Origin of the sequence: Erythrobacter sp. JK5 (genome assembly GCF_018205975.1) — a bacterium.
In the GTDB taxonomy this organism is placed as follows: Bacteria; Pseudomonadota; Alphaproteobacteria; order Sphingomonadales; family Sphingomonadaceae; genus Erythrobacter.
Genome location: NZ_CP073577.1, coordinates 3,286,056 through 3,300,121, shown reverse-complemented (window position 1 = coordinate 3,300,121; position 14,066 = coordinate 3,286,056). Strand labels below are relative to the sequence as shown.

Genomic DNA, 14,066 nt, shown 5'->3' with positions numbered 1-14,066 from the left:
GGTCACCTGCGGCGCGTTCCCCGTCCCGGAGCCGCAGCCCCATCCCAGCCAATCCTAGGCGGAGAGCACCGGCAAAGGCAATCGCGGTCTCCGAACCCGCTGTAGGTCTCGGCACTCTTCCCCCTCTCGCGCATTGATGGAGCAACCATCGAATTGCGGGACATCTGCTCCGTCCTGCGCGCAAATGACAGAAAGAGAGACCAATAATGGCTGTTTCCGACCACGCGGACCTCGAACGGTTCATGGAAGGGGTGAAGAAGCGCAATCCCGGGCAGAGCGAATTCATCCAGGCGGTGCAGGAGGTGGCGCAGGACGTCTTCGACTTCATCGAGGACAAGGAGGAATATCACGAGGCGCAGATCCTGCGCCGCATTGCCGAGCCCGATCGGGTCGTCAGCTTTCGCGTGTGCTGGGAAGACGACAACCACAACATTCGCGTCCAGCGCGGCTGGCGGGTGCAGAACAACAACGCGATCGGCCCGTACAAAGGCGGCATTCGCTTCCATTCTTCGGTCAATGAAAGCGTGCTGAAATTCCTCGCTTTCGAACAGACCTTCAAGAATTCGCTCACCGGCCTTCCGATGGGCGGCGGCAAGGGCGGGTCAAATTTCAATCCCAAAGGCAAAAGCGACAGCGAAATCATGCGCTTCTGCCAGAGCTTCATGACCGAACTCTACCGCCATATCGGCCCCGACATCGACGTGCCTGCGGGCGACATCGGGGTCGGAAGCCGGGAAATCGGCTTTATGTTCGGCCAGTACAAGCGCATCACCAATCGCTGGGAAGGCGTGCTGACCGGCAAGGGCATCGAATACGGCGGTTCGAAGATGCGGCCGGAAGCGACCGGATATGGCGCGGTCTACTTCCTGTGCAATATGCTCGCCCACAAGGACGACAGCATAGAGGGCAAGACCGCAGCGATTTCGGGCTCGGGCAATGTCGCGCTGCATGCAGCGGAGAAATTCCGCGAGCTCGGTGGCAAGGTGCTGACGCTGTCGGATTCGGACGGCTTCATCCACGATCCCGACGGGATCGACGAAGACAAGCTCGCGTGGGTCAAGGACCTGAAGCTCAACCGGCGCGGCCGGATCAGCGAATATGCCGACGAATTCTCAGGCGCGGAATTTCACGAGGGCAAACGCCCGTGGCACGTCGACGTCGATTGCGCGCTGCCTTGCGCAACCCAGAACGAGCTGGAGGAAGAAGGCGCGAAGGCGCTGGTCGACAATGGCTGCATCGCGGTGGTCGAAGGGGCGAACATGCCGACCACGCTCGAAGGGGTGAAGATCTTCCACGAAGCCCGGATCCTCTATGGCCCCGGCAAGGCGGCCAATGCGGGCGGGGTGGCGATTTCGGGTCTCGAAATGAGCCAGAACGCCGAACGGATCAGCTGGAACCACGATCGGCTGCACGACATGCTGACCGATCTGATGGAGGGCATTCACGAAAAGTGCGTGACCTACGGCGATCAGGGCGACGGGTACGTCGATTACGTCAAGGGCGCCAACATCGCCGGCTTCAAGAAAGTCGCCGACGCGATGCTGGCCTTCGGCGTGGTCTGATCCCCCTCACCATAGCACGACATATAGCCCGACCAGTACGGCGACCGTAATCGCCGCCAGCGTGTTGAACAGCGCCGTGGTCGCAAAACCGATATCGCCGAGCTTTACGGTGCGCTCTTCGTCGGGCGCCCCGGTCATGCGCGAAATCACCGCCGCCGCGACGAGCGCGAGCATGAACACGATCCAGATGCGGATGATGAACGGCACGTCGGGCGCACCGAACTTGAGGATGACATTGACCACCAGCGAACCGATCAGTGCGGTGAAGGCACCCACTGCATTGGCTTTCCTGTCGAAGAAGCCGAGCAGGAACACCACCACGATCCCCGGCGCGATGTAACCGGTGTATTCCTGCACCGTCTGGAACCCGCTTTCGAACCCGCCGATGAAGGGCCGCGCGAGCACCAGCGCGATCGCCATCGCGCTGAATGCGGCGATCCGTCCGACGGTGACATAGTGCCGCTCGGGCCGATCGGGCCGGGCATGGCGATACAGGTCCATGGTGAAGATGGTCGAGATCGAGTTCATCATCGATGCGAGCGAGCTCACCACCGCCGCGATCAGCGCCGCGAACACGAGCCCGCGCAGGCCCGCCGGGGCGAACGCCATCAGCTCGCCATAGGTGCGGTCCGATTTCTCCGCCAGCGCAGCACCGTCGAGCATGCCCTGCTGGGCGAGGATGACCGCCGCGATCCCGGGAATCACGACGATGAACGGGACGAGGATCTTGAGGAACGCCGCAAACGCCAGTCCCTTTTGCGCTTCGCCCAGGCTCTCCGCCCCCAGCGCGCGCTGGATGATGTACTGGTTAAACCCCCAATAGCTGAGATGCAGCACCCACAGCCCACCCAGCAACGTCCAGATGCCAGGCAGGTCCGAATAGGCCGGATTGCTCGGCTCCAGGATCATTTCGAAGTGGCCGGGCATCTCCTGCATCAGGTAGCCGAGCCCGCCGAGAGCGCCGTCGGCGGGCAGCGCGTCGAGCGCGAACCATGTGATCGCCAGACCCCCCAGGATCAGGATCACCACCTGGATGATGTCGGTAAGCGCGACAGCCTTGAGCCCGCCATAGAGCGAATACAGGACCGCAAATCCGGCGAGCGCCATCATCGAGGTCATTACGCCCCAGCCGGTCAGCGTCTGCACCGCCAGCCCGCCGAGCCACAGCACCGTGGTCAGGTTCACGGCGGTGTAGAGCGCAACCCAGAACACGCTCATCAGGTTCTTCACACCCGATCCGTAGCGCTGCTCGAGGAATTGCGGCATCGTGTAGATGCGGCGCTTGAGAAAGATCGGCAGGAAATACTTCGCAACGATGATCAGGACGATCGCGGCCTGCCACTCGTAGGCAGCGATCGCGATCCCTACGGCGAACCCTTGCCCCGACTGACCGATGATCTGTTCGGCCGAGATGTTCGACGCGATCAGCGAGGCCCCGATCGCCCACCAAGGCAGCGCCCGTCCGGCCAGGAAGTAATCCTCGGTATTCTTGTCGTGCCCGGCCGGCTCGCGACTGACCAGCAGCGCAATCCCCAGCAGGGCGATCGCATACCCGATGATGATGACGATATCGATTGTCTCGAGCGTCATGGCTTACTCCCCCGTCCCTTTGTTATCGCGTCCCGCAGTAGCGCGGTCGTGTCAGAACGAACACTGCGTCCCTGGCGGAAGCTGTTGACGAGCGATCGCGCTGATCGCGATCGTCAGCGGTGCATTCGTGCTGATCGTCAGCCTGTCGGCATCGGCCCCGAGGCAAGCCTCGGTCAGCACCATTTCGCGCCACCCCTTGCCCGAAGCGACCGTTAGCCTGCTGGTGACATCGGTGACCGTCGCGCCGCCGGACACCTGGACCGTCCCCGCGGGCGCCCCGGCGAGATTGTAGGTTATGACGAAGGCACCCTCGCCCGCTCCCGCAAGGGTAAGGCTGGCGTTGGGGCCGAAAGTGATCTCGCGCGCGTCCTCCTGCCGGTCCTTGTCGATCCCGCGCGCAACGACGCCGCCCGCTTCGCCGCGCAAATTCGGCAGTTCGGTCCCGCCCGCCAGCGCCGCGATCCCTGCGCTGAGGCGACCGTTCACGTACCAGTCGGCAGAGGCGCGCTCGCCGACAAAGCCGCAGCTTTCATCGAGCGACCCCAATGGCGAAGTATCGGCAAGGCTGCGGCCATGACCGACGCGGAACAGCGCGCCCTGCGACCCGTTGACTGGCGCGCCCTCGCACCGCGCAGGCCAGCTGAACGGCAGTTTCCCGGTGGCCGGGACTTTGCCGAACAGGATATCGGCAACACCCCCGCCTTCGCTGCCCGGAAGCCAGGACGCGACGAAGGCGTCGGCGGCGTTGATCTCGCGGTTCATCCACATCGGGCGGCCAGAAAGGAACACCGCGACCGCGGGAACGCCCTGTGCGTCGAAGGATCGCAGCAGTTCGAGACCCTCTTCGTCGCCGAACACCATGTTCTTGAGGTCGCCCGCAAATTCGGCATAGGGCTGCTCCCCGAAAACCACGATCGCGACATCGGGCCGCTCATCGAAACTGCCGTCGACCGACAATGTGGCGCTACCCCCGCTTTCACGCGCAGCCGCTTCGATACCGCGCCAGATCGAAGTTGCGCCCGGGAAGTATTGCTCGTTGGTCAGCTCGCGCCCGCCCTGCCAGGTCAGCGTCCAGCCCCCGGCGGCCTGCGCGATGCTGTCCGCCGCCTGGCCCGCGACGAGGATGTTCGCGCCGGGTTTGAGCGGAAGCACGCCATCATTCTTGAGGATGACCTGCGACTTGGCGACCGCTTCGCGCGCCACGGCGCGATGCGGCGCCATGCCGAGCTTGTCGTATGCGCCGGCATTGGGCCGCGCCGAAGGCTTTACCGCGTCCGGGCCGAGCAGACCGGCGCGCTGTTTCACCCGCAGCACGCGCGCAACCGCTTCATCGATCCGCGCCATCGGGATGGTGCCGTCTTCGACCTGCGCCATGAGCGACTTGTGCAGCGCCACGGCGTCGTCAGGCACCATGTAGATGTCGAGCCCGGCGAGCAGCGCCTGCGGGCAATCCGACACCGTGCACCCCTTGATCTGGCCGTGCGCGTTCCAGTCGCCGACGACCAGCCCTTCGAACCCCATCTCTTCACGCAGGACACCGGTCAGCAATTCCTTGTTGCCGTGCATCTTGGTGCCATTGATCGAATTGAAGCTGGCCATGATGGTTTCCACACCCGCCTCGATCGCAACCGGGTAGGGAACCGCATGGACGGCCTTGAGCGCCTCGATATCGCCGTTGACGTCACCCTGGTCGACGCCCTGCTCGGTCCCCCCGTCGCCGAAGAAGTGCTTGGCCGTGGCGATCACCCGTCCGCGGCCGAGATAGTCGTCTGCGCCTTTCCTGCCCTGCAGTCCTTCGACCAGCGCCGCACCCATCTTCGCGACGATTGCGGGGTCTTCGGAATAGCTCTCGTAGCTGCGCCCCCAGCGATCGTCGCGCGCGACCGCGACGGTGGGGGAGAAATTCCAGTCGATCCCGGTAACCTCGATCTCGGTTGCGGTGGCCGCGCCGATCTGTCGAACCAGGTCTGCATCGCCGGTCGCACCCAGGCCGATATTGTGCGGAAAAATCGTCGCGCCGATGACGTTGGTGTGGCCGTGAACCGCGTCGGTGCCCCAGATCGTGGGGATCGCGGGTTCATCCCCCGGAAGCGGTGCGGTCGACGCCTCCCACATTTCATCGGCGAGCCGCAGCCATTCCGAAGCAGGCGCGAATTCGTCGCCATAGGGGCCGCCATTGCCGCCGTTGAGATAGCTCCCCCAGCGGTACTGGCGCATCTCTTCGGGCGTGACCGAATTGATCTGCGGCTGGATCAGCTGCGCAATCTTGCGCTCCAGGCTCATGCGCGAAATCAGGTCGGCTACGAGCCCGGATTCCTGCGTCTCGCCGAGCGCTTGCGGGGCGACCGTATTGGCGGTTTCGACAGGCGCGCCCGCGCATCCGGAAAGCAACCCCGCCAGGCAAACCCCAGCCGCAAACAGCCGCGCACTCTTGAGCATTCCTCGTAGCCCCTCCCAAAGGCGAGAACGAACTTTTGAGAACGTTCTCAATATTGCGATTGATTGCACGAGGATCGGTACAAATCAAGGGCCTCACGGACGTTTCGGCGTGCTTGCGAGCAATCCGGCGGCAAGCGCGGCGAGCGAGGCGAAAAGCGCGAACAGGGCCGCGAACCCGAAGGACGGCACCAACGTCAACGTAAGCCACGGCATCACCAGCGACGGCACGGTGTTGGTGAGGTTGAATATGCCGAGATCGCGCCCGCGATGCTGCGGTTTGGGCAGGACGCGCAGGGTCTGCGCGGTGTGCAGCGACAGAAAGATCGTCGCCGCGATGCCGAACAGCACATACCCGACGATCGCCAGCTCCAGCCCTTGCGCTACCGCCATGATGGCCAGCCCGCTCGCCGAGGCCGTCGCCGCCATCACCAGCGGTGCCAGTGGTCTTCCCGCCCGGTCCGACCAGCGCCCCAGCATCAGCGAGATCGGCACCGAGACGACCAGCACCGCGCTGAAGATGTTGGCGGCGGTATTCTCGTGGAAATTCGCAGCGATCGATCGCAGCCAGAACAGCAGGAAGGCGAACAGGCCTGCCTCGGCGATCTGGACCAGGAACCGCGCGAGCCACATCCGCGCGACCATGGACCGCGCCCCAGCCCTGACAGCTTCGGCGTCGTCGCCCGAGGCGGCGGGAACGAGCAATTCGGGGCGTGTCTGACGTCGACCGAAGATGACCACCGGCAGCACCAGCAGCGCGACAAGGATTGCGACCGTCTCCAGCCGGAATTCCACGCCGACCAGATTTTCGAACGTGACGAACGAGCCGGCCAGCGCCCCCATCGCCGGGGCCATCGCCAGCAGCCCGCCAAGCGTTCCCTTCTGGCTGTCGGGTACGCAGTCGCCCGCCCACGCAAACAGCGGCCCCAGCATCATGTTCAGCCCGACCTGCCATGCCATCACGAGCACGATCAGCTCTGCGAGGTGTTCCGCCCGCCCGATCGCGATCAGCAGCGCGCTGGAAATGACGAGACCGGCGACGATCCACGGCCAGCGGGTGCCGCTGCGATCGCTCAACATCCCGAATGCGATGTTGGCGAGGCTGGCGATGATCGCGCCGTAGAACGTGACGCGGGCGAGAGCCGCGACATCCTCGGTACCCATCAGCGCGGTGATCTTGAGCGGCAACAGGACCGTGAGCAGCGGCACATAGGCGATCGAGCCGCCCCCGGCAGCGAGCGCCAGCAGCGTCATGAACCAGATTGGCTGCCGTGCGGCGGACGGCCCGGCCGGGGTCAATGCGTTCTCGGGGCCGGGCCGGTCGACGCGCGTTCGACCAGTTGCGCCTCGACATCGATCACCTTGCTCGGTCCCGCCGACTTGTCGGATCCGATGAGCTGTTCGACCGCAGTCGACACGGTTTCGGCAATCGGCTGGTCGATCGCGGTCAGCGGCGGCTGCGAGAAGCGCACGATCGGCGTGTTGTCGAACGAGATCAGCGACAGGTCGCGCGGCACGTGCAATCCGCGGTCGCGCGCCACTTCGAGCGCGGCCAGGGTCATCTGGTCGCTGCTGCCGATAATCGCGGTCAATTCGGGGTCGCGATCGAGCAGCGCGCGGGTGGCCTGGGTCCCCGATTCGTAGCCGAAATCGCCGCGCTCGCTCAGCCCCTCGGCATTGAGGCCGTGTTCGGTCAGCGCGCGCTTCCACCCCGCGATGCGCCATCCGCTGAGGCTGTATTCGCGCGGCCCGGCAATCATGCCGATATGGCGGTGACCGAGTTCGATCAGCCGCACTGTCGCCGTGTAGGCCGCCGCTTCGTCGCCCATCGTCAGGCGGATGCCCGGCCCTTCCTCGGTCGATCCGATCCGCGCGAACGGAATCCCGCGACTGGCCAGCAGCCGGGTGATCTGCAGGTTCTCGGAATGCGGCGGGGTCAGGATCACCCCGTCGGGTTGGAGCGCAGCGATGGCAGCGCCCAGCTCGCGTTCGACATGGTCGCTGTGGGTGTCGACCAGCTCCACCATCATGCGATAGCCGTGTTTCGAACAGGTCAGCATGCCGCCGAGCAGCATCTGGTCGACCCAGTCGGTGCCCTGCCGCTCGCGCCAATCGGCCAGCGTGCGTTCGCGGTCGTTGATTGCAAGGATGATGTAGGAGCGCGATCCGCTCATCCGCTGGGCGGCGAGCGAGGGGACATAGCCGAGCCGGTCGATCGAGGCCTGCACCCGGTCGCGCATTTGCGGGCGCACATTCGGCTCATCGTTGATGACGCGACTGACGGTTTGCAGCGAGACGCCTGCATCGTCCGCAACCTCGCGGATGGTTACCCTGTTTCGACGTCTGGCCATAATTCCACCGCCCCTGTCGCGGTCACCTCATGCATTCCCGACCGGTCTCCGGATCATTGCTGCACTGATAGACGCGAATCCAGTCGATCGTGAACTGGTTGGGAACGGACGAAGTCGCAACCCCCTTTTCATTGCTTTCCTCGGGCCACTTCCCGCCAACCGCAAGATTGGCCATCAGGTAGAACGGACGGTCGAACGGCGCATCGGGGTTTCCCTTCGCCTTGGGCGACCCGGTGAACCACTGCTCGCGCGGGATGGTGAAGTGCACCCGGTCGTCGACCAGAAACCGGATCAGGCCCTTACCCCATTCGACCGAGTAGACGTGAAATGCGTCGGACGGCAACGCGCGATCGGGCAAGGGCGTCTTGCGGTCGACATGGCTGTTTCGCGGCCAGGCATCCCCGAAGTGCAGTGCACTCACCGTGCGGTTTTCGCCGATTGTGCCTTCGCATTCCTCGCATTCTGCGCCGATATTGACCGCTTCGAGGATGTCGATTTCGCCCGACAGCGGCCAGCTGCCATAATGGTCTTCGGCAGGCATCATCCACACCGCCGGCCACATGCCCTGACCCGCCGGGACCTGGGCCCTGACTTCGATGCGACCATATGTCCAGGCGTGCAGTCCGCGTGTACGGATCTTGCCGGATGTGTATTCGCGGGTGATCTGCGGATTGGGTTCGGCGGCGATCTCGGGCGGACGGGCCGGGCCGGTGAAGCGCTCCCTGCGGGCCTTCAAGAGCAGGTATCCATCCTTTACCGCGATGTTTTCCGGCCGGTCGGTATAGCACTGCCGCTCGTCGTTGCCGCCGCCCCAGCATGAAATTTCCGGCGCCCATTTGCTGCGATCGAGCGCGGTGCCATCGAATTCATCGTTCCACACCAATTGCCATGGCCGGGCATCGATCGGTGCCACGATCTCGGGTTCGGCAACGGCCTCGCCATTGCATGCCGCCATCGCCACCAGCGAGGCCATGGTCGCAGAAATCATGCAGCGTCGCATCTGCCTTCTCCCGTCGCCGTGTCGTTGCCCCTTGTCTTGCAAGAGAGGGAGCCCTGCCCCCCAGCAGAGCCCCCTCCCGCACTCGTTCGCCGGTTCCAGACTCCTAGAAGTCGAAGCGAGCGAGGAAGGTAAATCGGCGGTCGTTGCGGAACGCCGAACGGGTGATGCGCGTCCCGTCGAAGTCGATCACCTGCGAGGTTACCGTCACTTCGTCGAGCAGGTTTACGCCCTGCACCCCGAGCTTGAGGAAGTCGGTCACCGAGAAGAAGATCGATGCGTCGAGTTGTCCAGAATCTTCCTGCCAGATCGGCGAATACGGGAAGATGTCGTCGCGCGGGGTGATCAGGAATTCCGACCGCCAGTTGTACGCGGCGCGCATCGACAGCGGGCCCTTCTCGTAGAAGATCGTCGCATTGACCGTGTGTTCGGAAATCCCGGCAAGCGGTTGCAGCGACGAGAACAGACCCTGGTTCACGTCGAGGTTCGCGTTGGTGAACGCCCCGCCATCGACATAGGTGTACGTCCCGGCGAAGCCCAGTCCATCGAGCGGGGCCGGCAGGAAGTCGTAGGTCTGCTGGTATCCGACCTCGAACCCCTTGAGCGTTCCGCCGGAATTGTTGTCGGGCTGACGGATCTCCACTTCCGCTGTGGTTCCGGCCTCCCCGGTGATCGTGGCGAGGGGAAGCGAGGTGTTCACGATGCCCTCGATATCCTTCACGAAGCCCGAAAGCGTCAGCGAACCGACATCGTCGAAGTACCACTCGACCGACAGATCGTAATTCCACGATTCGACCGGACGCAGTCCGAGATTACCGGTGTTGATCGCGAACAGCGGTCCGGTTGCTAGCGTCCCGCCCGACAGCAGCGCATTGGTATTGTCTCCGATTGCACCGCTCGTGCGGAACAATTCCAGGTCAGGGCGCGTGATGCCTTTCGAAACGGCAGCGCGGAACAGCATTCCGTTGCCGATATCCAGCTTCGCATTGAAGCTCGGCAGCCAGTGATCGAACGTGATCTCGCCGCTCGTATCCAGACGGTCGCCGGTGATGGCCGAGACGAACTCGGCTTGGCGGGCGGGCGACAGGTCGCAATAGCCGCGCGTGATGCCCGGAGCGGGAACGCCGCACGCTGCCTGCAATTCGGCCACGGTCAGCACGCCGTCGCCATTGCCCTGCGGCCCATCGTCGATGAACTGCGGCGTCGGGAAGCCGAGCAGGCCATCGGTCTGCACCGTCGTTTCGACGTAGCGCAGGCCAAAATTGCCTTCGAGGGCCATGCCGTTGTCGAAATCATGGCCGAAGTCGATGCGGCCATAGGCGGCCTTGGTCTTCTCGGTCACGTCCGAGATTTCGGACGGGCAGAACGGATCGCACTGCGTAGTTGTGCCGGTTACCGGATCGGTGAAAGAGCGCCCCTGATAGCCGAAGAACGGGTTCGGCGTTTGCGAAAACCGGTTCAGCTCGCGGGCTTGCGCGATGGTAGTGCCGGCAAGGTAATCGTCGAGCAGGTTGTCGCTGCCGTAGAAGAAGGCAGCGCCACCGGGCAGCGGAACCGGCGCATTGCCGCGCTGGAAGCTATCGCCGAACGGATTGCGGAACTGCGAGAAGCCTGGGAATTCGTCGACATAGGCGCCGCCGGCGATGGCGAATTCCTGACCCGGCAGGCCGGTGAAGAACCGGCCCGGCTGGAAACCGCCGGTTGCTGCACATCCCGGCCCGGCGTTCCACGGGGCGCAGCCCGCACGGCCGGCCCACGGCGCCGAAAGGTTGCCCCAGGTGCTGAAGTTGGTGTCGCGGGTGACCCGCTCACGATCCGACCAGCGGACGCCGAACCGCGCGCTGCGGAAGAAGCCGGTGTCGCTGATGTCGTAATCGGCATCCAGGCGATAGCTGTCGAGCTCGCCGTCATTGCTCTCGAGACTGTCGAGCAGGAACCAGTAATAGGTGTTTGCGCCAGACGAGAAATAATCGCTGGGCGCGCCCGGTGGTGCGAGGAACTCGACCTGCGGCGTCTCGCCGCTGAGATCCAGGCTGACATTGGCCCAGCCGTTCATCGCGCCGATGATCGAATCGCGGCGCAGGTCGGACTTAATCGACTGCGCTTCGAAATTGAGCCGCAGGCGGTCGGTGACGTTCCACTCCAGGTCGAACGAGAAATCTTCGGTGGTGGCTTCGGTCTCGCGCTGGAACCGCAGGGTTTCGAGCGGGATGCCGCCGCGGCCGAACGGGTTGGCATAGGCATCGCCGATGCGCTGCGACAGCACGCCGCGCTGGAACACGCCGTTGGCGTCGAATTCCCACGTGCTTCCGGCGGCGGTCACCGGGAAGAGGTTTTCATCGTTGACCTGCGAAATGATCGCCGATTCATCGGTGAAGAACGAGGTTTCGGCGCGCAGCCACTCGAACGTCAGCAGCAGATCGCGATTGGGGCTTTCGTATTGCAGCACCGCCGACCACGCCTCGCGGTCGCGTTCGAGATCGGTGGTCCGCACGCCCGCGCCCTTCGGTACGACAACCGCGCCCGCAGGCGGGAAGTTGGACGCATCGAAATTCTGGACCCCGGTAAACCCGCCGTCGGCGACCTGCAGCGCCCGCAAACAGGCACCGTCGAGCGACGGAGCGCGGTAGCAGGGGTCTGCCACTTGCGAAGCGTCGGTCCGGCTCACCAGTTCCGACCGTGCGTAACCGAGCTGCACGCCGAGCGAACCCGCAGTATCGCTTTCGAAGGTGGTCGAACCCAGGATCGAGAAGCCCGGCGACCATTCCTCGGCAAGATCGCCGACATTGGCTTCTATCGTTCCGGCGATCCGCGTGCCCGGACTGTCGAGCGGCTTGCGGGTGACGAGGTTCACGGTGCCGGCAATGCCGCCTTCGACCATGTCGGCCGTCACGTTCTTGAACACTTCGACCCGGCCGAGCAGTTCGGGGGACACGTCGTTGAAGCTGAGCACGCGCCCGCCCGTCGCCGAGAAAATGTCGCGACCGTTCAGTTCGGAGCGAACGAAGGGAAGACCGCGGATGATGACGCCGGTCCCTTCGACCGAGAACCGGTCGGGGTCGGAGGTCTTTTCGAACCGGCCGATATTGACGCCGGGGATGCGCTGCAGCGTTTCGGCGACCGAACGATCGGGCAGTGCCCCGATGTCTTCGGCGGTCACCGCGTCCACGAATGTATCGGCATCGCGCTTGATGTTCTGCGCGTTTTCGAGTGATTTGAGGAAGCCGCCGGTTACGACGATCTCACCCTCGTACGAACCCTCCGCAATTTCCTCAGGAGTATCCTCGGTATCGGTATCCTGAGCCAATGCCGGTGCGGCGATCATCGCCGACATCGCCAGACCCGAAGCGGTGCTCAGAGCAATCAGACGCCGCGCTGGCGCAATACGAGCGGTGTTCATGTGAATTCTTACCTCCCAAACCCCGTGGCGACATATCTGCCGTCCATTGATCGCGGTGCGTAGCGCAGATTGTGAGCGTTCACAAGACTTGCAATATATTCGACATATTGCATGGTCGCGAGCGAGGACTTGAGGTCACACCTGCGCCCCGACCGGGCACCGGTGTGGGCGCGGCCGGACAGAGGAAATGATGACAATACAACAGATAATTATCGTCGGTGGCGGGACTGCAGGCTGGATGGCGGCCGCAGCGCTGTCGCGGCTCAAGACCGGCAACGAGTTGGGCATAACGCTGATCGAATCGGAAGCGATCGGCACGGTCGGCGTCGGCGAGGCGACGATTCCGCCGTTCGTCGAATTCAACCAGCTGCTCGAAATCGACGAGAGCGAAATGCTCGCCGAAGTCGGCGGGTCGTTCAAGCTCGGCATCCAGTTCGAAAACTGGGGCAAGGTTGGCGACAGCTACATCCACCCGTTCGGGGCCTATGGCTATCCGATCGGCGGGATCGGGTTCCACCATATCTGGCACAAGCTCGCCAAGGGCGGAGACAATCGCCCGATCCAGGTTTTCAACCTCGAAACCATGGCCGCCTATTTCGGCAAGTTCGCGCGGACGCAGGATTACCAGCGCGAAGACCTGCCCCCGGTCAATTACGCCTATCATCTCGACGCCGGTCGCTACGCCGCGTTCCTGCGCAAATACGCCGAGGCGCGCGGTGTCGTCCGCCGCGAAGGGCGCATTGCCGACGTCCAGCTCGAGGGTGAAAGCGGCAACGTCGCCTCGGTCGAGCTTGAGGACGGCACGATCATGGCCGGCGATCTGTTCATCGATTGCTCGGGCTTTCGCGGGCTGCTGATCGAACAGGCGCTGGAAACCGGCTACGAGGACTGGACCCGCTGGCTGCCCTGCAACCGCGCGGTCGCTCTCCCCTGCCTGCGCGAAGACGGCAGCCCGCCCCCGCCCTTCACCCGCGCCACCGCGCATCGGGCCGGATGGCAATGGCAAGTTCCGCTGCAGCACCGCAACGGCAACGGCCACGTCTATTGCAGCGAGTTCATGGAGGACGACGAGGCGCACGACATCCTGGTCGGCAACATCGCGGGCAAGCCGCAGGCCGACCCCAATTTCCTGCGGTTCGTCACCGGGAGGCGCAAGAAATTCTGGAATCGGAACGTGGTCGCGCTAGGTCTCGCCGCCGGGTTCATGGAGCCGCTCGAATCGACCTCGATCCATCTCATCAACACCGGGATCGACAAGCTGCTTTCGCTGCTTTCGCTCGAAGGGGTCACGCAGGCCCAGCAGGATACGTTCAACCGCCTGACCGGTCGCGAATACGCCCGCATTCGCGACTTCCTGATCCTGCACTACAACGCGACTTCGCGCGACGATTCCGACTTCTGGAACTACGTGCGGACAATGCAGGTGCCGGATACGCTGACCGAGAAGGTCGAGGTGTTCAAAGGAAACGGCCAGATCTTCCGCGAGGAGGACGAGCTGTTCACCGAGACCAGCTGGGCCGCAGTCATGATGGGCCAGGGCATCAGCATGGCGGCGCACAACCCGATGGCGGATTCGCTCATCAACGCCAAGACCCGCAAGGAAATCGACGAGATGGAGCAATCGATCCGCTTCCTGGTCCAGCACATGCCGGGCCATGGCGATTACCTCGCGCGCTATTGCCCGGCAAAGGCAGCCTGACCAAAGGCGCCGGGCGATTGAGCGATGCAAA

8 protein-coding genes are annotated in these 14,066 nt (G+C 63.9%); 2 read left to right on the top strand and 6 right to left on the bottom strand.

The window, feature by feature from the left end; translation table 11 throughout:
- Positions 1-206 precede the first annotated feature (206 nt).
- Complete coding sequence (gdhA, locus tag KDC96_RS16130) at positions 207-1,562, top strand: NADP-specific glutamate dehydrogenase (RefSeq protein WP_212449545.1); 1,356 nt, start codon at positions 207-209, stop codon at positions 1,560-1,562.
- 6 nt (positions 1,563-1,568) lie between these two features.
- Here gdhA and KDC96_RS16125 read toward each other — a convergent pair whose 3' ends face one another.
- The 6 genes from KDC96_RS16125 to KDC96_RS16100 form a co-directional block, all read right to left on the bottom strand.
- Positions 1,569-3,152 (bottom strand): sodium/sugar symporter, encoded by a 1,584-nt coding sequence (locus tag KDC96_RS16125; RefSeq protein ID WP_212449543.1) that lies wholly within the window; start codon positions 3,150-3,152, stop codon positions 1,569-1,571.
- Between the two features lie 51 nt (positions 3,153-3,203).
- Complete coding sequence (locus tag KDC96_RS16120) at positions 3,204-5,591, bottom strand: glycoside hydrolase family 3 protein (protein WP_249171842.1); 2,388 nt, start codon at positions 5,589-5,591, stop codon at positions 3,204-3,206.
- A 93-nt stretch (positions 5,592-5,684) separates the two neighbouring features.
- Entirely contained in the window at positions 5,685-6,842 is a 1,158-nt protein-coding gene (locus tag KDC96_RS16115) for an MFS transporter (protein WP_212449541.1), read from the bottom strand.
- 41 nt (positions 6,843-6,883) lie between these two features.
- Complete coding sequence (locus KDC96_RS16110) at positions 6,884-7,939, bottom strand: LacI family DNA-binding transcriptional regulator (RefSeq protein WP_212449540.1); 1,056 nt, start codon at positions 7,937-7,939, stop codon at positions 6,884-6,886.
- A 22-nt stretch (positions 7,940-7,961) separates the two neighbouring features.
- Positions 7,962-8,927: a glycoside hydrolase family 16 protein gene (locus KDC96_RS16105; protein WP_249171841.1), complete on the bottom strand. Its 966-nt coding sequence runs from the start codon at positions 8,925-8,927 to the stop codon at positions 7,962-7,964.
- Between the two features lie 115 nt (positions 8,928-9,042).
- Positions 9,043-12,336 carry a TonB-dependent receptor gene (locus KDC96_RS16100; RefSeq protein ID WP_212449536.1) on the bottom strand — a complete coding sequence of 1,098 codons (3,294 nt, stop codon included), beginning with the start codon at positions 12,334-12,336 and terminating at the stop codon, positions 9,043-9,045.
- 190 nt (positions 12,337-12,526) lie between these two features.
- Between KDC96_RS16100 and KDC96_RS16095 the strand changes: the two genes are divergently transcribed.
- Positions 12,527-14,035: a tryptophan halogenase family protein gene (locus tag KDC96_RS16095; protein WP_212452808.1), complete on the top strand. Its 1,509-nt coding sequence runs from the start codon at positions 12,527-12,529 to the stop codon at positions 14,033-14,035.
- Positions 14,036-14,066 lie beyond the last annotated feature (31 nt).